Below are 24,703 nucleotides of genomic sequence, written 5' to 3'. Positions count from 1 at the left end.
TCAGACGTGGATATTGTCGACCTGCGGCATCCCGAGGACGTGATAGCCCCCGTCGACATGCAGCACCTCGCCGCTGGTGCAGGCCCCGCCATCCGACGCCAGATAAACCGCCGTCGCGCCGATCGCGTCCAGCGTGGCATTGGCGCGCAGCGGGGCGTTCTGCTCGGTGTGCTTGAAGGTCTTGCGCGCGCCGCCGATGGCCGCGCCCGCCAGCGTCTTCATCGGGCCGGGGCTGATCGCGTTCACCCGGATGCCGTCGGGGCCCAGATCGTTCGCCAGATAGCGCACCGCAGATTCCAGCGCTGCTTTCGCCACCCCCATGACATTGTAGAACGGCGTGACCTTGTTCGACCCCTGGTAGGTCATCGTCAGAATCGTGCCCCCGTCGGGCATCATCTGGCTGGCGCGCTTGGCCACGTCGATCAGGCTGTAGCAAGAGATCGACAGAGAGTTGCGGAAGTTCGCCCGCGTCGTGTCGATGATGCGGCCCGCAAGCTCGTTCTTGTCGGAATAGGCGATGGCATGGACGACCCCGTCCATCCGGTCCCAGCGTTCGCCCAGGGCCGCGAAGGCGGAGTCCATGCTGTCGTCGTCGGAAACATCCGCCTGGATCAGGAAATCGCTGCCGACGCTTTCGGCCAGTGGCTTCACGCGCTTCAGAAGAGCGTCGTTCTGGTAGGTGAAGGCCAGTTCGGCCCCCGCCGCGGCCATCGCCTTGGCGCAGCCCCAAGCGATGGATCGATCATTGGCGACGCCCATGATCAGGATGCGCTTGCCGTCGAGAAGTCCCATGCCCGTCAGTCCTTCCACTTGGTCAGCAGCATCGACCCGTTCGTTCCGCCGAAGCCGAACGAGTTGGTCATTACCGTATCGAGGCCCGCGTTCTCCCGCAGGTCTGTCGCGATCTCGCCTTCGTGGATCGCCGGATCCAGCGTGTCCACGTTGATCGACGGCGCGATGAAGTCGTTTTGCAGCATCAGTAGGCAATAGACGGCCTCCTGCGCGCCGGTGGCGCCCTGGCTATGGCCCGTCATCGACTTGGTCGAGCTGATGGGGGGCGTCTGCCCCTCGCCGAAGACGCGGCGCACCGCTTCGACCTCGCCCACGTCGCCCACGGGGGTCGAGGTGCCGTGCGCGTTGATGTAGCCCACGCGGGAGGCATCGAAATCGCGCAGGGCACGGCGCATCGCACGCTCGCCGCCCTCACCGCTCGGGGCCACCATGTCGTGCCCGTCGCTGGTCGCGCCGAAGCCGGTCACCTCGGCATAGATCTTGGCGCCGCGAGCCTGTGCATGCTCCAGCGACTCCAGCACCACCATGCCGCCGCCGCCGGCGATGACGAAGCCGTCGCGGTCCTTGTCGAAGGCGCGGCTGGCCTTCTGGGGGGTATCGTTGAACTTCGAGGACATCGCCCCCATCGCGTCGAACAGACAGGACAGGGTCCAGTCCAGCTCCTCGCCGCCGCCGGCGAACATCACGTCTTGCTCGCCCAGCATGATCTGTTGCGCGGCCATGCCGATGCAGTGCAGCGAGGTCGAGCAGGCCGAGGTGATCGAGAAGTTCATCCCCTTGATCCTGAACGCCGTCGACAGGTTCGCGCTGACCGTGGACGACATCGCTTTCGGGACCGCGAAGGGGCCGATGCGCTTGGGGCTGCCTTTCTCCTCGACGATGCGGTGCGCCTCGTGCAGGGCGCTGGTCGACGGCCCGCCGGAGCCTGCGATCAGGCCGGTGGCGGGGTTCGATACGACCGCTTCCGGCAGGCCCGCATCGGCGATGGCCTGGCTCATGGCGATATGGGCGTAGGCCGCGCCCGGCCCCATGAAGCGCAGGGTGCGCTTGTCGACATGGTCGGCCACGTCGATCTTCAACGTCCCGGCGATCCGACTGCGGAACCCGTGCTCGGCCATTTCGGGGCTGGCTTCGATCCCCGAGCGGCCGGCTTTCAGCGACTGCACGACTTCCTCGGCCGAGTTGCCGATGGGCGATACGATTCCAAGGCCTGTGACGACGACGCGGCGCATGGCAATTCCCTTCCTGTCGGGGTCAGCTCTGTGAGAGCGCGACCTTCATGTCCTTGACCTGATAGATCAACTCGCCGTCGGCGTGAACGGTCCCGTCCGCGACGCCCATCGTCAGGCGCCGGGTCTGCACCGCTTTGGTGAAATCGACCTGATAGGTCAGAAGCTTGCGGTCGGGGCGGACCATGCCGGTCAGCTTCACCTCGCCCACGCCAAGCGCATAGCCGCGCCCCTGCCAGCCGCGCCAGCCCAGGTTGAAGCCCGTCAACTGCCAAAGACCGTCGAGGCCCAGGCAACCGGGCATGATCGGGTTGCCCGGAAAGTGGCATTCGAAGAACCAAAGGTCGGGATCGATGTCGAACTCGGCCGTGATGTGGCCCTTCCCATGGGCCCCCCCGTCTGCCGAGACGTCAGTGATCCTGTCCATCATCAGCATCGGCGGCAGGGGAAGCTGCGCGTTGCCGGGGCCGAACAGCTCGCCCTTGGCGCAACGAATCAGATCCTCCTTGTCGAAGGACGTGGGGTAATCGGACATGCGGGCCCTCCTGGCGGCGCGGTCACAGTGTTGTGGGCGTCTAGCAGACCCCCCTGAAACGGTGCAAGGGCGACGCCGGATTGAAACCCGCTTGCTTTCTCTCCTATATTAAGTCGCATGAGCAGGATGGACACGCATATCGACGACACCCGTCTGACCCGCGGCCGCGACTGGCTGGCGGCGGCGAACCTTCGTCCCACGCGCCAGCGCCTGTCGCTGGCCGCCCTTCTTGTCGGCGACGGAGAGGATCGGCACGTCACGGCGGAAACGCTCTACTCCGCGTCGCGCGCCGCAGGCGAAAGGGTTTCGCTGGCCACGGTCTACAACACCCTGAAGGCGTTCTGCGACGCAGGGCTGTTGCAGGAGATCCGGGTCGAGGGGCAGAAAAGCTATTTCGACACCCGCACCGACGACCATCCCCACTTCCTTTGGGAAGACGACGGCGCCCTGATCGACGCCCCGGCGGATCAGCTGAAGATCGAATCCCTGCCCGACGCCCCAGAGGGCGCCGAGATCGCATCGGTCGACGTCATCATCCGCCTGCGCCGGCGCTGATCCTTCAGAACCACTGTCCCGGCTCCATCAGGCCGAGGTCCAGAAGTTGTTGCGACGTCCATTCGAACGGGACCGAGCGATACCACATGAACGTACTGATGTCATAGCGCGACCCGGCATTGGTGGTCAGCGCCTTTGCCGCCCGGAACGAGCAGATCGCCGCCGTCAGGTTGTGATGCCAGGGACAGGAATAGGTGTTGTATTCGGGTTGGCTGAAGGTGTGATCCTCGCGCAGGTCGACGCCCGGGGCGGCCCGGAACAGGCCGATCCGGTCGATCCTGCGTCGATTGGCTGGCACGTGTTCCTCGAACCGCCAGCGCAGCCCGCCGTGGAAATCCAGCTGCCGCTCCATCGGGTAATTGGTAACGGGATCGGGTCGCGAGGTCGCGTAATAGCCGGAGGCGTCCAGATGCGCCGTCTCGCGGCAGACTGCCCCGGTCGAGATGTCTTCGGCATAAAGGTCGACCACATAAGTCAGCATGGCCGCGCGGCGTTCTTCGGTGTGGAAGGCCAGCATCTCGCCCACCTTGCGGGTCTCGCAGAAGGGGAAGAACAGGTATTCGGCGTTGAAGCAGTAATGCATCCAAAGACCCGGCCCCTTGCGCGCCACCGCGTTCACCGCATCGGGCACCCGTCCGCGCGATTGGTTGCGCCAGCCCACGCGGATCACGGCCACGGCGGAATCGGGCGTCAGCGCGACGCGTTCGGGGGCCATGACCACCACAGTCTTGAACCCGGCCCGCACAAGGTGATCCAGGGCGCTCTGCGCCTCGATGTCGTCCTCGACCAGCAGGATCCCCACCGGGCCCGTCATCGGCGGGGTGCGGGTCCGCTCGTAGGTCGCGAGGTCGGGATATGTCTGGGCGAAGCTCACGGGGGCTATCTGGGCCAGCCACCGGCGTCTTTGCAAGCCGCGGCCTCGGTTGCGATGGACGGCCCGTCGCGATAGAGGCTTGCGTCGCACAGTTTCACGAAGGGGTCGTGCCATGACCGCGCCGAAAAAGCTCTTCATCAAGACCTACGGCTGCCAGATGAACGTCTATGACAGCGAGCGGATGGCCGAGGCGCTGGGCGGGTCGGGCTATGTCGAGACCCTGACGCCCGACGACGCCGACATGATCCTGCTCAACACCTGCCACATTCGCGAGAAGGCGGCCGAGAAGGTCTATTCCGAACTGGGCCGATTCAAGGGCCTGAAGGACGCGCGCCCCGATCTGAAGATCGGTGTGGCCGGCTGCGTGGCCCAGGCCGAGGGCGAGGAGATCCTGCGCCGTCAGCCCATGGTCGATCTGGTCGTCGGCCCGCAAAGCTATCACCGCCTCCCCGAGATGGAGGCGAAGGCCGGCAAGGGCGTCAAGGCGCTGGACACCGACTTTCCCGAGGAAGACAAGTTCGAGCGGCTGAAATCCCGCCCCAAGGCCAAGCGCGGTCCGACCGCCTTCCTGACGGTGCAGGAAGGCTGCGACAAGTTCTGCGCCTTCTGCGTGGTTCCCTATACCCGCGGCTCCGAGGTCAGCCGCCCCGCCGACCGCGTGCTTTCGGAAGCGCGCGATCTGGTCGACCGCGGCGTGCGCGAGATCACCCTGCTGGGCCAGAACGTGAATGCCTATCACGGCGCCGGGCAGGGGGGCGAATGGTCGCTGGCCCGGCTGATCCGCGAACTGGCGAAGATCGACGGGCTGGAGCGGATCCGTTTCACCACCAGCCACCCCAATGACATGGATGACGACCTGATCGCCGCCCATGGCGAGGTCGACAAGCTGATGCCCTACCTCCACCTGCCCGTGCAATCGGGCAGCGACCGGGTGCTGAAGGCGATGAACCGCAAGCACACCGCCGAAAGCTATCTGCGCCTGATCGAGCGTATTCGCGCCGCCCGCCCCGACATCCTGATCTCGGGCGATTTCATCGTGGGCTTCCCGGGCGAGACCGAGGAAGACTTCGCCCAGACGATGGCGCTGGTTGAGGCCGTGGAATACGGCCAGTGCTATTCGTTCAAGTACTCGACCCGTCCCGGCACCCCGGCGGCCGAACGAACGCAGGTGGACGAGGCGGCAAAGGACGACCGGTTGCAGCGCCTTCAGGCGCTGTTGCGCACGCAGCAGACCGCCGTGCAGGACCGGATGGTCGGGCAGGAGGTCGGCGTTCTTTTCGAAAAGCCCGGTCGTGCACCCGGGCAGATGGTCGGCAAGTCCGACCACCTGCACTCGGTCTTCGTCGAGGCCCCTGATCTGGCACCAGGCGATCTGCGCCGAATCCGAATTACCGCAAGTGCTGCCAACTCGCTGGCAGGCGCGCTGATCTGACCGGCGGTCAGTACCGCGGCGATGTCGCGATGATCTCGCGCGTTACGGCCTTCAGGCCGTCGGGATTTCCGACCAGCGTCTGGTCGCGGCACACGCGCTCGGCAATAGCCGTCGCCTGGCTGAACGAATAGCCGATGTTGACAAGGCTGTCGACGAACGGCGCTTGCGGATGGTCCCAGATGATCTGGGCCCACGGGCCGCGATAGCAGCTGACCACGACCACCGGACCGGTATGGGCGCCATGCGCCCCCGACACGTCATGGGCGACCGCCGGCGCACCGGCCCCGACCGCCAATGCGGCGGACAACAGTAAACGTTTCATCATTGAATCCCCTCAGATTTTGCTAGCCCGGCGAGTGTACCCCGAACAGACGTCAACACCAGCGCCGTTCGCGGTTCGGACCGGGGATCAAGGCGACAGACTGTTTCGGATGCCTTGCCAATACCCTGATACGTCCCCCACTGGTCCGGCGCGAAGGTCCGGGGGCAGTTCAGACTTCCCTTGAGATGAAAAGCCGTTAATCTTCCGCAACATAAAAATGTGATTTCGGCGCGAGGGCCGACCGGATCCGCAAGATGAAGGAGACAGTGGTGGCGTTCAACTTTATCCGAAATGTCGCAAGGGCGGCCGGTCTGGCGGTTTTCGCGGCGGGCATGGCGCTTGGCGTCCAGGGGGTCGAGGCGCAACAGCGGGCTGTCGGCACGATCTGGATCGATCCCGACGGATGCGAACATTGGGTCCGCGACGACGGCTGGGAGGGGTACGGCTCTAACCGGCTGACGCGCCAAGGCCTGCCCGTCTGCCACAAGGTCGAGACCTGCGGCGTGATGAGCACCGACGTCCTGTTCGCCACCGACAGCGCGAAGATCAGCCGGCAGGGCCAGCAGTACCTGCAATCGTTCTTCGGCCAGACCGACGCGCGCGCCTACACGATCATCGGCCACACCGACAGCCGCGCGTCCGACGAATACAACATCCGCCTCAGCTACAACCGGGCCAACGCGGTCGCACGCTATGCCGCCGGAATGGGGCGGAACATCAACGACGTGCGTGGCTATGGCGAACGCCAGCCGGCCGCGTCGAACCAGACGGCTGCCGGCATGCAGCAGAACCGTCGCGTCGAAATCATCTGCATCCGGTGAGCGTCATGAAAAACATCCCTGTCCTTCTCCTGGCCGGGGCGACGCTTGTCGCCGGCTGCGCCACCAAGACCGACCAGACCGTCGACCGCTTCGTCGACTCGAAGAGCCTGCAGAATCTGACCAAGACCCCCGGCATCTGGGTCGACGGCGACGGGTGCGAGCACTGGGCCATCGACGACGGGATCGAGGGCTATCAGATGAACCGGCTGGACCGCTACGGCAAGCCGGTCTGCGGTCTTCTGCCGCCCTTCACGCTTTACGGTCCCGACGGGGCGGGGTCGCCCGTCGCCGACCCGATCTGACGTTAGGTCACTTCGTCGATCTGCCGCGCGGGGCGATCCCCCGCGCGGCTTTTCGCGTGTGCGTCCCTCGAAGCCCCTTGTCTATCCTGCCGGCAGTCCCCACGATGTTGGACGGACCCGTCCCCTGCAGGAGCTTCGTTTGGCCCTTACTCCCAGCCCCCTGTCCCCGCTGGATCATACCACCCCGGACCTCGCCGAGACGCATCTCGACTTTCCCGACAACCGTCTGCTGATCGACCTGTGCGGCGTCGGCGACGCGCATCTAGTGCAGATCGAAAGCCATATGGGCGTTCAGATCTTCCGTCGCGGCAACCATCTGACCCTGATGGGCGAGCCCGAGGCGCGCGACCGCGCGGCGGACGTGCTGGGCGCGCTGTATGCCCGGCTCGAGGCGGGGCGCGCCGTGACGCCCGCCGATATCGACGCCGAGATCCGCATGGGCCCCGAAACGCCCGAGGTCGAGGCGGATGCGGGCGACCAGATGGAGATGTTCCAGGGGGGCAAGGTCGAGATTCGCACCAAGAAGAAGCTGATCGAGCCTCGGACCGAGGCGCAGAAGGCCTACGTCCGCGCGCTGTTCAAGAACGAGCTGTCCTTCGGCATCGGTCCCGCGGGCACCGGCAAGACCTACCTGGCCGTCGCGGTGGGCGTGAACCTGTTCGTGCAGGGCGACGTGGACAAGATCATCCTGTGCCGCCCCGCCGTCGAGGCGGGCGAACGTCTGGGCTTCCTGCCCGGCACCCAGGAGGAAAAGGTCGATCCCTACATGCAGCCGCTCTACGACGCGCTGAACGACTTCCTGCCCGCCAAGATGCTGCAGAAGCTGAAGGAAGAGAAGAAGATCGAGATCGCGCCCTTGGCCTTCATGCGCGGGCGGACGCTGTCCAACGCCTTCGTGGTGCTGGACGAGGCGCAAAACGCGACGTCGATGCAGATGAAAATGTTCCTGACGCGCCTGGGTGAAGGGTCGCGCATGGTCATCACCGGCGACCGCACGCAGGTCGACTTGCCGCGGGGGCAGGTCTCGGGGCTGGCGGATGCCGAACGGCTGCTGACCGGGATCGACAGGATCGCGTTCAACTACTTTACCGCCAAGGACGTCGTGCGTCACCCGCTGGTCGCCAAGATCATCGAGGCCTACGAGGCCGATGCCTGACACTGCAATGGCGCCCGAGATCGACGTCCTGATCGAGGCCGAAGGGTGGGCCGGCGTGGATCTCGACGGGGTCGCGGCCCGCGCCGTGCGCGCGGCCTTGGACCACCGCGGCATCGAAGAGGCCGAGATCGCGATCCTGGCTTGCGACGATGCCCGGATCGCCAGCCTCAACGCCGATTTCCGCGGCAAGCCCCGGCCTACCAACGTGCTGTCCTGGCCGACGGAGGATCGCGCGCCCGACGTCGAGGGCGGCCACCCCGCGCCCCCCGACGACCCCGAGCTGGGCGACATCGCCATCGCGTGGGAGACCTGCGCGGCCGAGGCACGCGCGGGGGACATACCGCTGGACCACCACCTGACCCACCTTCTGATCCACGCCACTCTGCATCTTCTGGGCTATGACCACGAACGCGACGGCGATGCGGCGCTCATGGAAGGGGTCGAGGTCGAAATCCTTGCGGACTTGGGGATCGAAAACCCATATAGATGAAGTTGGGCACGTGAAGCCCGTCAACTGGAAAGGTGAAATGTCTCACGCAGACAACGTTGCGGGATCGGACCAGGAGCAGGTCGATCCCGAGCAGGACAGTCCGGACCGAGGATTTTTCGGACGGATATTCGAGGCCTTCTCGACCCCCGAAACGGATGACCCCGAGGAGGTCGACACGCGCGTCCAGCGCATGCCCCCCGGTCTGGTCAATCTCTCGCGGATGCGCGTCGAGGATGTGGCGATCCCCTCGGTCGAGATCATCTCGGTCCCCCTCGACATTCCGATAGACGACCTGGTGGAGGTCTTCCGGACCTCGGGGCTGACCCGGCTGCCGGTCTATGACGGAACGTTGGACCATCCCAAGGGCATGATCCATCTCAAGGATTTCACCCTCAAGCACGGGTTCGGCGCGGACGGGGATTTCGATCTCGCCACCCTGATGCGCCCTCTGATCTATGCGCCCCCTTCCATGCCCATCGGCGTCCTGCTGCAAAGGATGCAGAGCGAGCGGACCCACATGGCCCTGGTGATCGACGAATACGGTGGTGTGGACGGCCTTGTCACGATCGAGGACCTGATCGAACAGGTTATCGGCCAGATCGAGGACGAGCACGACGAGGACGAAGCCCAGCTTTTCGCCGAAGAGAAGCCCGGCGTCTGGATCGCCCAGGCCCGCACCCCGCTGGAGGAGTTTGAGGACGCGACCCAGGTCTCGTTCACCGACGAGGATGAGGACGAGGAGATCGATACCCTTGGTGGCGTCGTCGTGGTCCTGACCGGCCGCGTGCCCGCACGGGGGGAAGTCATCTCGCACCCCTCGGGTGCCGAGATCGAGATCGTCGACGCCGACCCCCGCCGTCTGAAACGCCTTCGCGTGCGCCTGCCCGTCAGTGCGTGAGGGCACGCGCCGCCTGATGGCGGCCGGGGCAGGGGGCGTGGCGGCACTGGGACAGGTGCCGTTCTCCATCGTGGCGCTGGGCCTTGCGGGGCTGGGCCTCGCGGGCTGGCTGGCCGCCCGGTCGAACACCTCGCGCCGGGCCGCGTGGATCGGGTTCTGCGCGGGGACGGGATATTTCGGCGTCACGCTGCACTGGATCGTCCAGCCCTTCCTGGTGGATGCCGAAAGGCATGGCTGGATGGCGCCTTTCGGCCTTTTGTTCACCGCGACGGGATTCGCGCTGTTCTGGGCGCTGGCCTTCTGGCTGGCGCGCCGCATCGCCCCCGGGGGAGGATGGCGCTATGCGCTGGCGTTCGGCGGCGCGCTCGCTGGGGTTGAAACGCTCCGCTCGCTCATCCTGACGGGGTTTCCGTGGTCTCTGATCGGCTACATCTGGTCCGAGGGTGCCGCCGTTCAGTCGGTTGCCGTCATCGGACCTTTCGGCCTGACCCTGCTGACCGGGCTGTTCGCCGGGGCGCTGGCCGCCATCGGGCCCCGGTGGCCCGCCATTCCCGCGCTGATCGCCGCCGCGATCCTGCCGCCCGTGCTTCTTTCCTTGGTCCCGCCCGCGCCGCTTCCGGCCTCGGACGCGCCCGTGATCCGGCTAGTCCAGCCCAACGCCCCGCAGGACGAGAAATGGCACCCTGAGCTTGGGGCCATCTACTTTTCGGACGCGCTCGACGCCAGCGCCGCGCCGGGCAATCCCGACCTGATCATCTGGCCCGAAACCTCCGTCCCCTATCTGCTCGAACCCGGCCACCCGGTTCTGGGTCTTCTGGCCGGCGCAGGGCGGGGGGCACCGGTGGTCGTGGGCGCGCAACGGGTCGAGGGGCCGCTATATTACAACAGCCTTCTGGTCATCTCGCCCGAGGCGCGCGTGGTCGACACCTACGACAAGCACCACCTCGTGCCCTTCGGTGAATACATGCCCCTGGGCGATCTGGCCGCCCGGTTCGGCCTGCGCGGCCTGGCGCAGGGGCAGTTCGGCTATTCTGCGGGCCCCGGGCCGCGCCTCGTCGATCTGGGGCCGTTGGGACAGGTCCTGCCGCTGATCTGCTACGAGGCGATCTTCCCCGAAGAGGTCGGCGGCGCGCCGGTTCGCCCCGACTGGCTGCTGCAGATCACCAACGATGCCTGGTTCGGTACGTTCGCGGGGCCCCAGCAGCACCTTGCCATCGCCCGGATGCGCGCGATCGAGCAGGGCCTGCCCCTCGCGCGCGCCGCCAATACCGGCATCACCGCGATGATCGACGCCCGCGGCCGCGTCACGGCCAGCCTGGGGCTGGGGCAGACCGGCGCGCTGGATACGGTTCTGCCGCCCGCGCTGCCGCCTACAACCTACGCGCGCACCGGCGACTGGCCCGCCCTCGTGGCAATCCTGCTCAGTCTTGCCGCTGCGTTAAGATTCCGCCGAAAAACAGCTTGAAGGCGACGCCCCCCCCGGCTACGCGCCTAGGGGATAGGCGCACAACGGCTTCCTGGCGTGCGCTGTTATCAGATAATGGAGCACATCTCATGCCGCGCGAGAATTATATCTTCACCTCGGAATCCGTGTCCGAGGGCCACCCCGACAAGGTCTGCGACCGCATCTCGGATGCCGTTCTCGACGCCTTCATCGGTCAGGAACCCGAAGCTCGGGTCGCCTGCGAAACCTTCGCCACGACCGACCGCGTCGTCATCGGCGGCGAGGTTGGACTGAACGACAAGACCAAGCTGGACGACTACCTGGGCCGCGTCGAACAGATCGCGCGCGATTGCATCAAGGACATCGGCTACGAGCAGGACAAGTTCCACTGGAACACCTGCGAGGTCACGAACCTGCTGCACGCGCAATCGGCCCATATCGCGCAAGGCGTCGATGCCGAGGGCGACAAGGACGAAGGCGCCGGCGACCAGGGCATCATGTTCGGCTACGCGGTCGAGGATACGCCCGAGCTGATGCCCGCGCCGATCCATTACTCCCACCAGGTCCTCAAGCGCCTGGCCGAGGCCCGCAAATCCGGCGCCGAGCCGACATTGGGCCCCGACGCGAAGTCCCAGATCTCGCTGCGCTACGAGAACGGCAAGCCGGTCGAGGTCATGTCGATTGTGCTGTCGACCCAGCACAAGCACGACACGCAGACCTCCGACGACATCCGCGCCATCGTCGAGCCCTATATCCGCGAAGTCCTGCCCGATGGCTGGATCACCGACGCCACCGAATGGTGGGTGAACCCCACCGGCGTCTTCGTGATCGGCGGTCCGGATGGTGATGCGGGCCTGACCGGCCGCAAGATCATCGTCGACACCTATGGCGGCGCGGCCCCCCATGGCGGCGGTGCGTTCTCGGGCAAGGATCCCACCAAGGTGGACCGCTCGGCCGCGTATGCCGCGCGCTACCTCGCCAAGAACGTCGTCGCCGCCGGCATGGCCAAGCGCTGCACGATCCAGCTGAGCTATGCCATCGGCATCTCCAAGCCCCTGTCGATCTATGCCGACACCTACGGCACCGGCGAGGTCCACGAAGAGAAGATCGAGAACGCGATCGCCCAGGTCATGGACCTGACGCCCCGCGGCATCCGCACGCATCTGGGCCTCAACCGCCCCATCTACGAGCGGACCGCCGCCTACGGCCACTTCGGGCGCGCCGCCGAGGATGACGGCGGCTTCTCGTGGGAAAAGACCGACCTCGCCGACGCCCTGCGTCGCGCGGTCTGAACCCGCGTTCCGACCCGACCCGAAGACCCCCGGCGCGAAAGCGACGGGGGTCTTTTCGTTTCCAGGCGGCCTGCCGTCACCCTGCGGTTTCAATGACGTATCCCTCTCACGTCGACGAGGCCCGTCGGGGCAGAACGTTGCAGCGGCTTGGCCGCGATCGCCGGCCGCATGATCAACATGACGCGCAAGATCAGCGAAGCCCCGGTAGAGCCGATCGGGCATCGGATCATGCACGCCATCAGGGAAAAGCAGAAGGGCGCCTGTTATGGCTGGTCCGCCCCGGGCGTGCTGTCGTCAGTCAGGATCATGATCGCCAGCCCCGCCGCAGGCGAGGCGTTGGACGGTAGCGCCAGCGCAAAGACCCCGCCCGAGAGGTGATCGCGCCCCGTCCTGCTGGATCTCGCCGACCGGTTTCGGGTCGCCGACGTTCATGAACGTGGCAAACGCGAACAGCACGATTTCCGCGATAGCTTGGTACCGGTGGAGGGCCGCCATTGAAACCCGAACAGGTGGACGGGGATTGTTCCCTCGGGATCGATCACCACGAACGGCGTATCGAACCCTTCGCGATCTCCGCGATGTCCGGCGCCCGCATTCCCCAACCCCAGTGCGTTATCTGCTGCCGGACGTAGAGGACCCGCCAAGGCAATGGTGCGGCCCGGTGCGCGGGTCTGACACCAATTCCCGACGGGTCAGGCCGGGGGCATCTGGCGCGCGCTGCCGCGCAATACATCCCGCAGGATATTGACGAACTGCTCCGTCCTCTCGGACGTGGCGTCCGCGAACCCCACAATCAGCCCCGGCGGGCCGCCCTCCAACGCATAGGCCGACAGCCGCCCCGGACCGAAGCCCCGCGCTGCCAGGGCCGAAAGGGCAGCATCCTCGTCCTCGGGCCGTTCAAGTTGCACGGCGACCTGGACGCCGCCATCCGGAGGGCGCACCGATACGCCCGGCAGCTCGGACAGGGCCTCGGCCAATGCCCGGCCCCGCGCCTCGTAGACCCGCGCGATGCGCCCCAGCTGCGCGCGGTAGCGGCCGGTGCGCATGGTCTCGGCCAGGGCGGCCTGGGCGTGCAGGTTCGCAACCGTCCCCAAGGTCCGTTGTGCCGCCCTGACGGGATCGACCAGCGCGCCCGGCACGACCATCCAACCCAGCCGCAGCGCCGGGATCAGCACCTTCGAGGCCGATCCCATGAACACCACCGGTCCCTCCGGCGCCTCGGCCGCCAGGGCCGCAATCTCTCTGCCGCGCCAGAGAAATTCGCTGTCGTAGTCGTCCTCCAGGATCGCGGCGCCCGTTCGTTGCGCATGGGCAAGGATCGCCATGCGCCGTGTGCGCGACAGCCGCACGCCCATCGGATACTGGTTCGACGGCGTAAGATAGATGGCCCGCGCCGCCTCGGGCATCGCATCGGACCGCGCGCCATCGCCATCCACCGGCAGCGGGGCCAGCCGCAGTCCCGCCGCCAGGAACGCCGCGCGCGCGCCCAGATACCCCGGATCCTCCATCGCGGCGACATCGCCCGGCTCTGTCAGCAGCTGCGCGGCCAGCGACAGCGAGCCTTGCGTGCCGGTCGTGATCACGATCCACCCGGGATCGACCGACAGGCCCCGGTCCGCGGCCAGCCGTTCGGCCAGGATCCGGCGCAGTTCGGACAGGCCATGCGGATCGGCATAGGCGGACCAGGACCCATGCCGCCGCCGCGCGACCCGCCGCAGGGTGCGGCCCCATTCGTCGGCCGGGAACAGATCCTCGCTCGGCTCTCCCGGAGACATGAGGCTATGGGCGCCCCCCGCCGCTCCGATCCGCGGGTTCACGGCCAGCGCGGTACCCCGACTGGACAGGCGCAGCGCTATCCCCGACGGACACTCGGCCCGGGCTGTGGGTCCTGCCGCCACAACGGGGGCGGCACCGCGCCGGATCTCGACCGCGCCTTCGGCCCGAAGCAGATCGTAGGCCGTGTTCACCGTGCTGCGCGCAACACCGAGCTCGGCGGCGGCCGCCCGGCTCGACGGCAGGCGGGCGCCCCGGTCGAGTCGCCCTGCGCGGATCGCCGCCAGAAGATCGCGATAGATCTGCACGGCCAGCGCATCGTCCCGGTCGGGGGAGGGCGCGCAGAACAGGGGCAGGGAAAGTGGTTTGGTCATATTGCCGATAACTGGAGCTGTGAACGCACCACATGTCCCCATAATCCTGCGGTCAGTCAATCGTGAAGGACCCCCGATGCTTCCCGCCTATGCCCGTGCCAGACAGCCCAAGAACGCCCACACCGATCGCGCGACGATCGACGACATCCTCGATACCGGCCTCGTGGCGCATGTCGGTTTTCTGGATGCCGGTCGCCCCATGGTCATGCCGATGGCCCATGCCCGGATCGGTGATGCGTTGTATCTGCACGGCGCGTCCAAGACCCGGATCGCGAAGCTCGACGGGGTGGCCGTGTGCCTGACGGTCACGCAGCTTCACGGCATCGTCGTGGCGCGGTCGGGCTTTCACCACTCTGTCAACTACCGCTCGGCCATCGTCCACGGCACTGCGCGCGTGGTGGAAGGACAGGAGATCGACGAAGCCCTCATCGCCATAACCGACCATCTGCTGCCGGGCCGCAGCGCCGAGATTCGCCCCATGACCCCGCAGGAGCGCAAGGCAACTGGGGTCGTTGCCATAGACATCGAACACGCCAGCGCGAAGGTGCGCACCGGCCCGCCAAGGGACGACCCGGACGATCACGCCTCGGGACTGTGGGGCGGGGTTCTGCCGGTCGTCACCGGCCTAGGACGCGGCGTCTCCGACGCGCATACCCCCGACGACGCGCCCGAACCGCCCTCTCTCGGGGCGGCACGCGAAAAATTTGTCTGATCCGGTCAGGATCGTTCACTCTTTATTCCGAGATTGCACGCAGGCTGGGGGCCAACAGTTCATATCCACGTTCGGAAAAGGTTTCCCATATGCAATTGACGGTATCCCGAAAAATCGCGGCCCTCGTCGCCTTCGCGGCCTTGCTGTTCGTCGCAAGTTCCGCATTCCAGATCGCAAACTTGCGGCAGGTTCTGCTGCATGACCGCGAGGAGGTCTTGCGCGATCAAACTGGATTGGCCGTCTCGATCGTCGAATCCTTCGTAGAGGCCGCCGAGACGGGCGAGTTGACCGTCAATGAGGCGAAGGCCCGGGCGGCGGACGCGTTGGGCGCGATCAGGTACGGGAACGACGACTATTTCTTCATCACCGACAGCGCGGCGCAGATGATCATGCACCCGAAGACGGAACTGATCGGCGACAACTTCTGGGAAACGCGCGATCCGAACGGTGTTCCGCTATTCCAGCAGTTGATCGCCCGGGCCGGCGAAGGCGGCGGCTACACCCCCTATCTCTGGCCGCGGGCCGGTGCCGAAGAACCGATCGGGAAGATCAGCTACTCCAGCCTCGTTCCTGAATGGGACTGGGTGATCGGGACGGGTGTCTACCTTGAGGACCTCGAGGCTGCGATCGCGACCGCCCTGTGGCAGGAGGGTATGAGCGTGATGATCAAGCTGTCCGTCCTCCTCTCGCTTCTGTTCGTCGGCGCCTGGGTCATCGCCCGCAGCATTTCGCGCCCGCTGAAGACGCTGACCGGGGCCATGGAGCGCTTGGCGGATGGTAACCTCGCAGTGGATCTTCCCGACACGGGGCGCCGGGACGAGATCGCCCTGCTCGCGACCTCGGCCCGTCGCCTGATCGCCAACCTCAAGCAGGCCAGCGAAGCCGCGACGACGATTTCCAAGGGCGATTTGACAGTCGACGTCACGCCGCGATCGAACGAAGACCAGATGGGCATCGCCCTGCGCGACATGGTCCTCAAGCTGCGGGACGTGATTGCCAACGCGACGGTCAGCACCGCCTCGGTGTCCGAGGGCGCCGAGGGTCTGAGCCGGACGGCTGACCAGCTCTCCCAAGGGTCCGATCAGCAGGCCGCGGCGGTCGAACAGGCCTCTGCCTCGATGGAGGAAATGACCGCGAACATCCGCCAGAATGCCGACAACGCCGCCCAGACCGAATCTATCGCCAGCCAGTCCGCCGACGATGCCCGCAAATCAGGAGAGACGGTGGGTAACGCGGTCACCGCGATGAAGACGATCGCCGAGCGGATCAATATCATCCAGGAGATTGCGCGCCAAACCGACCTTCTGGCGCTGAACGCGGCCGTCGAGGCGGCGCGCGCCGGCTCCCACGGGAAGGGCTTCGCCGTCGTCGCGTCCGAGGTGCGCAAACTGGCAGAACGCAGCCGCCAAGCCGCATCGGAAATCGGCGAGCTGTCGTCCGATACGGTCGAACTCTCGGGCCAGGCGGGCCAGATGCTGGAAGCGCTGGTGCCAAATATCCAGCGCACGGCGGATCTGGTTTCGGAAATCTCGGCCTCCACGCGCGAGCAGAATGTGGGAGCCGAACAGATCAACCAGGCGATCCGCGACCTCAACAAGGTGATCCAGCAAAACGCGACCGCGGCAGGCGAAACGGCGGAGACCAGCCAGAAACTGGCCTCGCAGTCCCAGCAACTGACGGGCGTTATCTCGTACTTCCATGTCGATGAGGCAGCCGCGTCGGGGAGCGCACCGCGCAAGGTGGCGCCTGTGGCAAAAGTCTCAGCCATGCCCCGCCCGGCAAAGACGCCCCCGGAGCGCACCGACATGGTCGACGCGTTCAACCTGGATCTCTCCGCCGACGACATCCCGGAGGGGGACTGGAAGCGCTACGCCGGTTGATCGAGCCTGACCGCCGGCCGGGGCCTGTCCAAGGCGGCAAGCCCCGGCCCGATTGACGGCTTCTGTCAGTCCAAAGGGGCCGACTGGCGCCGCCACCGAACCGAGGCTACGTCTTCGGCGGCCAAGTCCCCGCCCTTCGCCCGGCAGCCCCGCGTCGCACTAAACGGGAGGCGGACCCCGGAGCCCCGGTCAGGCAGCATCAGTGCCTAAGGTTGGGCTGTCGCAGGGGACGGTGTCGGGGGACTTTCCCAGCGGATTCAGGCGACGGAGCCAATCAGTATTGCCCCCTCGTGCAGCATCAGCGACCACGCCCCGGCATCATGTAGTACCAAGAGTTTCGCGGCGCGACGGCCTTCCTGTCTTCCGCTTTGGGGCGCGGGACCGGATGAAACGAACGGGTCGATCAATTGGACGGCGCCCGGTGGGGCCGCGGCATCCACACCCCGGCCGCCTTTCCGTCCGTGTGCGCTTCGCAGGGCCGTCTTCCCTTCCCGCGCTTCGAAAACTCCGTCACAAGGACCCACGCACGCTGGAAGGCCCGACCATATGCTGTTTTCGACGATCTGGCCCCTGTTTGCCCTGATATGCTTGGGTTTCGTGCTGGCGCGGGCGGGGTTCCCATCGACCGATTTCTGGCCCGCGGCAGAGCGGGCGAACTATTTCCTGCTGTTCCCGGCGCTTCTGGTCGCGAACCTGGCCGAGGCCCCGGTGCGCGATCCTGCCGTCCTGCGCCTTGGCGGTGCCGCGGCCGTGGCGATCTGCCTGGCCGCAATGTTGATGATGGTCCTGCGCCGCGTGCGCCCGATGTCCCCAGCACGTTTCGGCCCGGCGGTTCAGGGAGTCGTGCGGTTCAACACTTACCTGGGGCTTGCGATCACCGGTAGCCTGGCGGGCAGCGATGGGTTGGGGCGAGGGGCGGTTCTGCTGGCCGTGGCAGTCCCGCTGGTCAACGTGCTGTCTATCCTTGCCCTGACCGATGGCCGCCGCGCGCCGGGTGTGACCGCGATCCTGGGGCCGATCCTGCGTAACCCGCTGATCCTGGCTTGCCTTCTGGGGCTTGGCCTCGCGCTGTCGGGGCTAGGACTGCCCTTCGGCATCGGCCGCTTTCTGGACCTGGTGGCGCAGGCCAGCCTGCCGCTGGGTCTGCTTTGCGTCGGTGCCGCGCTGCGGCCCGGGGCGCTGGGGCGCGAGGTCATCCCCCTGGTCGCCGTTTCAGCCGCACGGCTGCTGGCGATGCCGGTCCTGGCGCTGCTGGTCGGCCGGGCGTTCGGTCTTCAGGGGGTCGAGGCGCTCGTCCTCGTGGTGTTCGCGGCCATTCCCACGGCGGCGACATCCTATGTCCTGACACGGCAAATGGGCGGTGACGCGCCCTACATGGCCGGGATCGTGACGCTGCAGACCCTGCTGTCGGTGGCGACGATTCCGCTGATGCTCGCGCTTTTGGGATTGCCCTGACCCTTGCGCCGCCCTGCGCGGCGGGGCAGGGCGCGGGCGACCGAAACCCGCGCCGGAGCCCTGCCATGACCACCGATACCTCGTCCCTGACCCAGCTTGGCCACAGCACGGAAACACCCGCCTCTCCCGAAGAGGCGGTGCTGGAACGTGTGCCGTCCCCCCACCGCGATGCGGACTATGTCGTGCGCTTCACCTGCCCCGAGTTCACGTCGCTGTGTCCGATGACCGGCCAGCCCGATTTCGCGCACTTGGTCATCGACTACGTGCCGGGCGACTGGCTGGTTGAATCGAAGTCGCTGAAGCTGTTCCTGACCAGCTTTCGCAATCACGGCTCGTTCCACGAGGATTGCACGATGACGGTGGCGGCCCGCATCCGCGATCTGCTGGACCCGAAATGGCTGCGGATCGGTGGCTATTGGTATCCGCGCGGCGGCATCCCCATCGACGTGTTCTGGCAGACCGGTCCGGCGCCCGAGGGGGTGTGGATCCCCGATCAGGGCGTGCCGCCCTATCGCGGCCGGGGCTGAGGGTCGATCGACCGTTGCGCCCCGCCGCCGGCTGTCCTACCTCGCCGCGCATGACGGAAAAGCATCCCCAGGCGCCCTGGCGCAACTTCTATGGCCGCCGCAAGGGCCACTCGCTTCGACCCGCGCAAGAGCGTGACCTGGCCGAGAAGCTTGACGCCTTGTCCCCCGGCGCCGTCGACTGGGAAACCAACCCCGAGCGTCGGCCGCTGGACCTGGACACGCTGTTCGGGGACCGCGACGTCTGGCTGGAGATCGGCTTCGGCGGGGGAGAGCATCTGGTCCACCAGGCCGCGTCGAACCCGGATATCGGCCTGATCGGTGCGGAACCTTACATCAACGGCGTCGCCATGCTGCTGAGCAAGATCCGCGATCGCGCCATCGACAACCTGGCGATTCACCCGGGCGATGCGCGCGACCTGTTCGACGTGCTGCCCCCGGCTTCGATCGCGCGGGCGTTTCTTCTGTATCCCGATCCGTGGCCCAAGGCGCGCCACCATCGCCGCCGTTTCGTCACGCCCGAGCATCTGCAGCCGCTGGCCCGGGTCATGAAACCGGGCGCGATCCTGCGGGTGGCGACCGACATTCCCGACTATGTGCGCCAGACGCTGGAAGAGGTGCCGAAAGCCGGGTTCGACTGGCTGGCCGAGGGTCCCGAGGACTGGCGCCGGCCATGGGGTGACTGGCTGTCGACGCGATATGAACAGAAAGCGTTGCGCGAGGGGCGCACCCCGCATTACCTGACCTTCCGCCGGACCTGATCCGCCCGCTCCGCAGGCGGAAAAGCGTCACGGTGTCGGGCGTTTGGGCAACATTCCGCACATCGTCGTGTGACCCTCATATCGCCAGTATTCCGTTCATCGTTTCCGGCTATGATTCGGTCAGTCCCAAGTTGCCCGGTTGCCCGCCATGAAACGCTACTCCTTCGCCCCGCTTCTTCTGTTCGTCTTCGTTGCGCTGCCGCTTCTGGCCGCGTTCTGAACTTGCGCCCTGCGCGGTCCCATGCGACCCAACCGTTCAGACAGGAACGGTAAGGTGATCCCATGTCCGCGCACGGCGCGCCCCAACCCATCACCGCCCGCAAGGGCGGACCGCTTCGCGGCACGGCCGACGTGCCGGGCGACAAGTCGATTTCGCACAGGGCGCTGATCCTGGGCGCCATGGCCGTCGGAGAGTCGCGGATCACCGGCCTGCTGGAGGGTCAGGACGTTCTGGACACCGGCCGCGCGATGCGGGCCCTGGGGGCCGAGGTCGTCGGCCACGGGGCTGGGTCGTGGTCCGTCCACGGCGTGGGGGTCGGCGGCTTCCGCGAGCCCGACAGCGTCATCGATTGCGGCAATTCCGGCACCGGCGTGCGGCTGATCATGGGGGCCGTGGCCACCCATCCCTTCGCTACCACCTTCACCGGCGATACGTCGCTGTGTTCGCGGCCCATGGGGCGTGTCACAGACCCGCTGGCGCTGTTCGGGGCGCAGGCGGTCGGCCGTTCGAAGGGGCGGCTGCCGCTGACGCTGGTCGGCGCGTCCGATCCGGTCCCGGTCCGCTATGCCACGCCCGTCCCCTCGGCCCAGGTCAAGTCGGCCGTGCTGCTGGCCGGTCTCAACGCCCCGGCCGAAACCGTCGTGATCGAGCGTGAGGCCACCCGCGACCATTCCGAGCGGATGCTCGCAGGCTTCGGAGCCCGCATCGCGACCGAGGACACCCCCGAAGGGCGCGTCATCACCCTGACCGGCCAGCCCGAGCTTCGCCCGCAGGACATCACGGTTCCGCGCGACCCGTCGTCGGCCGCCTTCCCGGTCTGCGCGGCGCTGATCGTCGAAGGCTCGGACGTTCTGGTGCCGAATATCGGCCTCAACCCCACCCGCGCCGGCCTGTTCGAGACACTGCGCGAGATGGGCGCCGACCTGACCTACGAGAACCCGCGCGAAGAAGGGGGCGAGCCGGTGGCAGACCTGCGTGCACGCTTCTCGCCCGATATGAAGGGCGTTCCGGTGCCGCCGGGCCGGGCCGCCTCGATGATCGACGAATATCCGATCCTTGCGGTGGTGGCCGCCTGCGCCGAGGGCGTGACCGACATGCCCGGGGTGGCCGAGCTTCGCGTGAAGGAAAGCGACCGGATCGATGCGATGGCGCAGGGCCTGTGTGCCGCGGGTATCGATGTCGATGAGGGGGCCGACTGGTGGAAGGTCACGGGTCGGGGTCCGAACGGCGTGCCCGGCGGTGCCACGGTTGCGGCGCGGCTGGATCACCGGATCGCCATGTCGTTCCTGTGCCTCGGGATGGCGTCCCAGCAGCCGATCACGGTCGACGACGCGGGGCCGATCGCTACATCCTTCCCAATCTTCCAGCCGCTGATGGAGCGCCTCGGCGCGGACTTCGGCGGGCGCGACAGCTGACAGGGACATGATATGACCGACTTTCTGGAGGCCGACCCGGCCGATCTGTCGACCACGGGGGGCTGCCTGTGTTCCGAGGTTTCCTATCGTGTGACCGGACGGTTGCGGCCGGTGGTGGCGTGCCACTGCACCCAATGCCGCAGGACGTCGGGCCACTTCTCCGCCGCGACCTCGGCCCTGCGCGAGGATATCGAGGTCGAGGGGGAGGTGCGCTGGTACCAGTCTTCGGACGCCGCGCGACGGGGCTTTTGTCCGATCTGCGGCTCGAACCTGTTCTGGGACGGCGGCGGCGCGCGCCTGTCGATCTTCGCCGGTACGCTGGACGGGCCGACGGGGCTGACGACGCAGGGGCATATCTTCTGCGCCAGCAAGGGTGACTATTACGAGATCGCGGACAGCACCAAGCAGGCCGCGGGCGCCGATTCCGACATGACGACGCAGAAAGCCTGATGCCCTTCACGGTTGCCATCGACGGCCCCGCCGCGGCCGGCAAAGGCACGATCTCGCGCGCGCTGGCGCAGCGGTTCGGGTTCTCGTACCTGGATACCGGATTGCTCTACCGCGCCACGGGGCGAAAGATGCTGGACGGCGCTCAGCCGGTTGAAGCCGCACGCGCACTTGTGCCCGAGGATCTGGACGCGCCCGGGCTGCGCAGCGCCGAGGTGGCCGAGGCCGCCAGCCAAGTGGCTGCAATCGCCGAAGTGCGCGATGCACTGGTCGCCTTCCAGCGCCGGTTCGCCCGGCTGGGCGAGGGTGCGGTCCTGGATGGGCGCGATATCGGCACGGTGATCTGCCCCGAGGCCGAGGTGAAGCTGTTCGTCACCGCAGCCCCCGAGACGCGCGCCCGCCGCCGCCACGCCGAATTGCAGGACGGCACCAGTTTCGAGGACGTGCTGGCCGACGTCCACCGCCGCGACGCGCGCGACATGGGCCGCAGCGATGCGCCCCTGCGCCCGGCCGACGACGCGGTCCAGATCGACACGACCGACCTGGACATCGACGCCGCCGTCGCCCGCGCGGCGGAGATACTGAACGACGCACTGGCCCGCGGCTGAGACCCCGCCCGGTCTGACGCCGCCGCATTTGCCCTCAGGAACGCTTCACGGAATCCGCATCCCCGGTCGCGGCGCGATACGGTGCGGCAGCGCGCCAGAATACGGACCGCGTCAACAGCCCGCGGATGCGGTCTGAAACCAGATTTCAATGCGTGGAAACCTGCCAAAGTGGCAGCCCGTAGGGGAATCGAACCCCTCTTTCCAGGTTGAAAACCTGGCGTCCTAACCGATAGACGAACGGGCCAGCCTTGGCGTGGGGCGGTGTCTAAGGAAACTCGGCAGGGGCCGCAAGAGGAATTTCGCGACAAAATCACATGGCTGCGGAAGATTTTTCGCGACGTCTTTTGCCCGGTCGCGAAGGGGCCGCGCCGGGGGCTCGAAGGGTCCTGTTTCGGGGGAAGTCGGTGGCGCCACCGTGGGGCGCGAGGGATATGGGCGGGGCGCTACCCCCGGCCGTCGATCTCACCGGTGAGACCAGTGATCGGGTCACGTCCGATTGCCAGGCCGGACGGCCCCCCAAGTCTCGCTGTTCTTCCAAGTGCGCGCCGGGGGGATATGCCGCGGGGGTGGTGAAGATCGGCTGAACGCGGCGTGCGCCGGGTCACGCGGGGGCCGCGTCCTCGAGCCTGAGCTGCGGGCGCGAGTGGCCCTGCCAATGGTTGATCTCGAGCCGCCCGGCGAGGTGGAAGCGCGCGCCGCCGTGGTTTTCCAGTGCCCGGCCCATCGGCCCGTCGAACGCGCCGAAGGCGATGGCGTCGATGCGCGGGCCCATGCCGTCGGTGAAGGCGACCTTCAGGTGGCTTTCGCCCACCTTGCGCACGCTGGCGATGCGGCAGTCGGCGAAGGCGAAGCGCGGGGCGGGGGCACCGGCGCCGAAGGGGCCCGCACGCTCGATCTCCTCGATGAGGTCGGGAGTGGCGGCGCCAGGCATCAGAAGACCGGTGAGGGTCAGGCCCCGTGCCTCTCCCGCGCCGGCACCCTGCCGGGCCAGAAGTTCGGCGAGGCGCTCCATGGCCGCCTCGATCCGGTCGGCCTCGACCGTCAGGCCCGCGGCCATCTTGTGCCCGCCACCCTTCACCAGCAGCCCCTCGCGCGCGACGCGCTGGATTGCGGCGCCCAGATCGACGCCGGGGATCGAGCGGGCCGATCCCTTGCCGATTCCGCCCTCGGTGCCGATGACGACGGCGGGGCGTCCCGTGGCCTCCTTCAGGCGGGCGGCGACGATACCGACGACGCCGGGGTGCCAGCCTTCGCCCGCGGCCCAGACCAATGGACCGTCGAGCCCGCGCTGTTCGGCCTGGGCCAGCGCGGCGTCGCGCACGCCGGCTTCGACCTCGCGGCGTTCGGCGTTCAACTCTTCCAGCCGTTCGGCCAGCGACGCGGCCTCGTGCGGGTCGGTCGCCGCCAGAAGCCGCGCGCCCAGATCGGCGCGACCCACCCGGCCGCCCGCGTTGATCCGGGGGCCAAGGACATAGCCGAGATGATAGGCCGCGGGCGCCACATCCAGACGCGCGGCATCCGACAGCGCGACAAGGCCGGGACGGTCGCGCCTGCGCATGATGTCGAGGCCCCGGCGCACCAGTGCGCGGTTCACGCCGATCAGGGGGGCCACGTCGGCCACGGTCGCCAGCGCCACCAGGTCCAGCATCCCCATCAGGTCCGGGCCCTTGATGCCCGTCTCGCGCAGGCGGCGGTTCACCTCGACCAGCAGCAGGAACACCACGGACGCGGCGCAAAGATGGCCCAGATCGCCGCTCTCATCCTGGCGGTTGGGGTTCACCACGGCCACCGCGTCGGGCAGCGTCTCGGCCCCCAGGTGGTGGTCCAGAACGATCACGTCGGCGCCCTTGGCCGCCGCGATGGGCCCGTGGGAGAGGGTGCCGCAATCGACGCAGACGATCAGGTCGTGGTCGCGCGCAAGGGCCGCCATCGCCTCGTCATTGGGGCCATAGCCCTCGTCGATGCGGTCGGGGATATAGACGGTCGCGGCGATCCCCAGATCCCGCAGCCAGACCTGCAACAGCGCGGAAGAGGCCGCGCCGTCCACGTCGTAATCGCCGAAGATCGCGACCCTCTGACGTCGCGCTATCGCGTGGGCCAGCCGGTCGGCCGCGGTGCCCATGTCGCGCAGGGACATCGGGTCGGGCAACAGGTCGCGGATCGCGGGGGCGAGGTAGCCTGCCGCCTGCGGCGACGTCACGCCGGCGCGGCACAGCACGCGTGCGACCGGGTCCGACAGGCCCGTCTCTTGGCACATGGCTTCCGCCAGGCGGTCGTCCTCGGCCGTGGGTCCGACCCAGCGGCGCCCGGTCAGCGAGGTCTCGACCCCCAGAAAGGCGCGCGTGATCTCGTCGCGTGGCATCACTCTCTGCCCCCAATATCTAGATCCGGT

Annotated in this window: 25 protein-coding genes, 1 tRNA gene and 1 riboswitch; of the genes, 18 read left to right on the top strand and 8 right to left on the bottom strand. The window is 67.3% G+C overall.

Annotated features, from left to right (window positions below):
• From PAA8504_RS11120 to fabA, 3 genes are read right to left on the bottom strand one after another with little or no spacing between them, the layout of a single operon-like run.
• Positions 1 to 792: an enoyl-ACP reductase FabI gene (locus PAA8504_RS11120; protein ID WP_108894256.1), complete on the bottom strand. Its 792-nt coding sequence runs from the start codon at positions 790 to 792 to the stop codon at positions 1 to 3.
• A 5-nt stretch (positions 793 to 797) separates the two neighbouring features.
• The gene (fabB, locus tag PAA8504_RS11115; protein ID WP_108894255.1) at positions 798 to 2,024 is read right to left on the bottom strand and encodes a beta-ketoacyl-ACP synthase I; all 1,227 of its coding nucleotides are present in this window, start codon (positions 2,022 to 2,024) and stop codon (positions 798 to 800) included.
• A 22-nt stretch (positions 2,025 to 2,046) separates the two neighbouring features.
• Positions 2,047 to 2,556 (bottom strand): bifunctional 3-hydroxydecanoyl-ACP dehydratase/trans-2-decenoyl-ACP isomerase, encoded by a 510-nt coding sequence (gene fabA, locus PAA8504_RS11110; RefSeq protein ID WP_108894254.1) that lies wholly within the window; start codon positions 2,554 to 2,556, stop codon positions 2,047 to 2,049.
• A gap of 126 nt (positions 2,557 to 2,682) precedes the next feature.
• On the opposite strand from fabA, the gene irrA reads away from it, so the two are divergent.
• Positions 2,683 to 3,111 carry an iron response transcriptional regulator IrrA gene (irrA, locus tag PAA8504_RS11105; RefSeq protein ID WP_108894253.1) on the top strand — a complete coding sequence of 143 codons (429 nt, stop codon included), beginning with the start codon at positions 2,683 to 2,685 and terminating at the stop codon, positions 3,109 to 3,111.
• A 4-nt stretch (positions 3,112 to 3,115) separates the two neighbouring features.
• Here the strand turns inward: irrA and PAA8504_RS11100 are convergent, their stop codons facing one another.
• Positions 3,116 to 3,925 (bottom strand): hypothetical protein, encoded by an 810-nt coding sequence (locus PAA8504_RS11100; protein ID WP_108894412.1) that lies wholly within the window; start codon positions 3,923 to 3,925, stop codon positions 3,116 to 3,118.
• A 172-nt stretch (positions 3,926 to 4,097) separates the two neighbouring features.
• On the opposite strand from PAA8504_RS11100, the gene miaB reads away from it, so the two are divergent.
• Positions 4,098 to 5,417, top strand: coding sequence for a tRNA (N6-isopentenyl adenosine(37)-C2)-methylthiotransferase MiaB (gene miaB / locus PAA8504_RS11095; RefSeq protein WP_108894252.1), 1,320 nt, complete (start codon positions 4,098 to 4,100; stop codon positions 5,415 to 5,417).
• A gap of 7 nt (positions 5,418 to 5,424) precedes the next feature.
• Here the strand turns inward: miaB and PAA8504_RS11090 are convergent, their stop codons facing one another.
• Complete coding sequence (locus PAA8504_RS11090) at positions 5,425 to 5,739, bottom strand: hypothetical protein (RefSeq protein WP_108894251.1); 315 nt, start codon at positions 5,737 to 5,739, stop codon at positions 5,425 to 5,427.
• Between the two features lie 254 nt (positions 5,740 to 5,993).
• Here PAA8504_RS11090 and PAA8504_RS11085 point away from each other — a divergent pair, with 254 nt between their 5' ends.
• From PAA8504_RS11085 to PAA8504_RS11050, 8 genes are all read left to right on the top strand, one after another.
• The gene (locus tag PAA8504_RS11085; RefSeq protein ID WP_108894250.1) at positions 5,994 to 6,560 is read left to right on the top strand and encodes an OmpA family protein; all 567 of its coding nucleotides are present in this window, start codon (positions 5,994 to 5,996) and stop codon (positions 6,558 to 6,560) included.
• A gap of 5 nt (positions 6,561 to 6,565) precedes the next feature.
• Positions 6,566 to 6,862 carry a hypothetical protein gene (locus tag PAA8504_RS11080; protein WP_108894411.1) on the top strand — a complete coding sequence of 99 codons (297 nt, stop codon included), beginning with the start codon at positions 6,566 to 6,568 and terminating at the stop codon, positions 6,860 to 6,862.
• A gap of 139 nt (positions 6,863 to 7,001) precedes the next feature.
• Positions 7,002 to 8,018 carry a PhoH family protein gene (locus PAA8504_RS11075; protein WP_370739686.1) on the top strand — a complete coding sequence of 339 codons (1,017 nt, stop codon included), beginning with the start codon at positions 7,002 to 7,004 and terminating at the stop codon, positions 8,016 to 8,018.
• Complete coding sequence (gene ybeY, locus PAA8504_RS11070) at positions 8,011 to 8,508, top strand: rRNA maturation RNase YbeY (RefSeq protein WP_245897589.1); 498 nt, start codon at positions 8,011 to 8,013, stop codon at positions 8,506 to 8,508. Before PAA8504_RS11075 ends, ybeY begins: the two co-directional genes overlap by 8 nt.
• A gap of 37 nt (positions 8,509 to 8,545) precedes the next feature.
• Entirely contained in the window at positions 8,546 to 9,406 is an 861-nt protein-coding gene (locus tag PAA8504_RS11065) for a CBS domain-containing protein (protein WP_108894248.1), read from the top strand.
• 16 nt (positions 9,407 to 9,422) lie between these two features.
• The gene (gene lnt / locus PAA8504_RS11060; RefSeq protein ID WP_108894409.1) at positions 9,423 to 10,871 is read left to right on the top strand and encodes an apolipoprotein N-acyltransferase; all 1,449 of its coding nucleotides are present in this window, start codon (positions 9,423 to 9,425) and stop codon (positions 10,869 to 10,871) included.
• A 33-nt stretch (positions 10,872 to 10,904) separates the two neighbouring features.
• A riboswitch (SAM-SAH riboswitch) is annotated at positions 10,905 to 10,954 on the top strand.
• A 6-nt stretch (positions 10,955 to 10,960) separates the two neighbouring features.
• A complete protein-coding gene (gene metK / locus PAA8504_RS11055; RefSeq protein ID WP_108894247.1) occupies positions 10,961 to 12,142 on the top strand; it encodes a methionine adenosyltransferase in 1,182 nt (393 codons plus the stop codon).
• Positions 12,143 to 12,289: 147 nt separating this feature from the next.
• Positions 12,290 to 12,520, top strand: a complete 231-nt coding sequence (locus PAA8504_RS11050; protein WP_108894246.1) for a hypothetical protein — start codon at positions 12,290 to 12,292, stop codon at positions 12,518 to 12,520.
• Positions 12,521 to 12,834: 314 nt separating this feature from the next.
• On the opposite strand, the gene pdxR is transcribed toward PAA8504_RS11050, so the two are convergent.
• Positions 12,835 to 14,289 carry a MocR-like pyridoxine biosynthesis transcription factor PdxR gene (gene pdxR / locus PAA8504_RS11045; protein ID WP_181375767.1) on the bottom strand — a complete coding sequence of 485 codons (1,455 nt, stop codon included), beginning with the start codon at positions 14,287 to 14,289 and terminating at the stop codon, positions 12,835 to 12,837.
• Positions 14,290 to 14,365: 76 nt separating this feature from the next.
• Here pdxR and PAA8504_RS11040 point away from each other — a divergent pair, with 76 nt between their 5' ends.
• From PAA8504_RS11040 to PAA8504_RS11005, 8 genes are all read left to right on the top strand, one after another.
• Positions 14,366 to 15,001, top strand: a complete 636-nt coding sequence (locus PAA8504_RS11040) for a pyridoxamine 5'-phosphate oxidase family protein (RefSeq protein ID WP_108894244.1) — start codon at positions 14,366 to 14,368, stop codon at positions 14,999 to 15,001.
• Positions 15,002 to 15,090: 89 nt separating this feature from the next.
• Entirely contained in the window at positions 15,091 to 16,881 is a 1,791-nt protein-coding gene (locus tag PAA8504_RS11035; RefSeq protein WP_108894243.1) for a methyl-accepting chemotaxis protein, read from the top strand.
• 546 nt (positions 16,882 to 17,427) lie between these two features.
• The gene (locus PAA8504_RS11030; protein ID WP_108894242.1) at positions 17,428 to 18,336 is read left to right on the top strand and encodes an AEC family transporter; all 909 of its coding nucleotides are present in this window, start codon (positions 17,428 to 17,430) and stop codon (positions 18,334 to 18,336) included.
• A 65-nt stretch (positions 18,337 to 18,401) separates the two neighbouring features.
• Entirely contained in the window at positions 18,402 to 18,863 is a 462-nt protein-coding gene (gene queF / locus PAA8504_RS11025) for a preQ(1) synthase (RefSeq protein WP_108894241.1), read from the top strand.
• A 50-nt stretch (positions 18,864 to 18,913) separates the two neighbouring features.
• Positions 18,914 to 19,621 (top strand): tRNA (guanine(46)-N(7))-methyltransferase TrmB, encoded by a 708-nt coding sequence (gene trmB / locus PAA8504_RS11020; RefSeq protein WP_108894240.1) that lies wholly within the window; start codon positions 18,914 to 18,916, stop codon positions 19,619 to 19,621.
• Between the two features lie 282 nt (positions 19,622 to 19,903).
• Positions 19,904 to 21,256 carry a 3-phosphoshikimate 1-carboxyvinyltransferase gene (aroA, locus tag PAA8504_RS11015; RefSeq protein WP_108894239.1) on the top strand — a complete coding sequence of 451 codons (1,353 nt, stop codon included), beginning with the start codon at positions 19,904 to 19,906 and terminating at the stop codon, positions 21,254 to 21,256.
• 12 nt (positions 21,257 to 21,268) lie between these two features.
• Positions 21,269 to 21,706, top strand: coding sequence for a GFA family protein (locus PAA8504_RS11010; RefSeq protein ID WP_108894238.1), 438 nt, complete (start codon positions 21,269 to 21,271; stop codon positions 21,704 to 21,706).
• A complete protein-coding gene (locus tag PAA8504_RS11005) occupies positions 21,706 to 22,311 on the top strand; it encodes a (d)CMP kinase (protein ID WP_108894237.1) in 606 nt (201 codons plus the stop codon). Before PAA8504_RS11010 ends, PAA8504_RS11005 begins: the two co-directional genes overlap by 1 nt.
• A 169-nt stretch (positions 22,312 to 22,480) precedes the next feature.
• On the opposite strand, the gene PAA8504_RS11000 is transcribed toward PAA8504_RS11005, so the two are convergent.
• Together PAA8504_RS11000 and recJ are read right to left on the bottom strand one after the other, a co-directional pair.
• Positions 22,481 to 22,555, bottom strand: a tRNA-Glu gene (locus tag PAA8504_RS11000).
• Positions 22,556 to 22,912: 357 nt separating this feature from the next.
• Complete coding sequence (recJ, locus tag PAA8504_RS10995) at positions 22,913 to 24,673, bottom strand: single-stranded-DNA-specific exonuclease RecJ (RefSeq protein WP_108894236.1); 1,761 nt, start codon at positions 24,671 to 24,673, stop codon at positions 22,913 to 22,915.
• Between the last annotated feature and the right edge of the window lie 30 nt (positions 24,674 to 24,703).

The sequence above is a fragment of the Palleronia abyssalis genome, from assembly GCF_900302445.1.
In the GTDB taxonomy this organism is placed as follows: Bacteria; Pseudomonadota; Alphaproteobacteria; order Rhodobacterales; family Rhodobacteraceae; genus Palleronia; species Palleronia abyssalis.
Note: the sequence above shows the minus strand (reverse complement) of the source record. Positions and strands in the feature narration are given on the sequence as shown.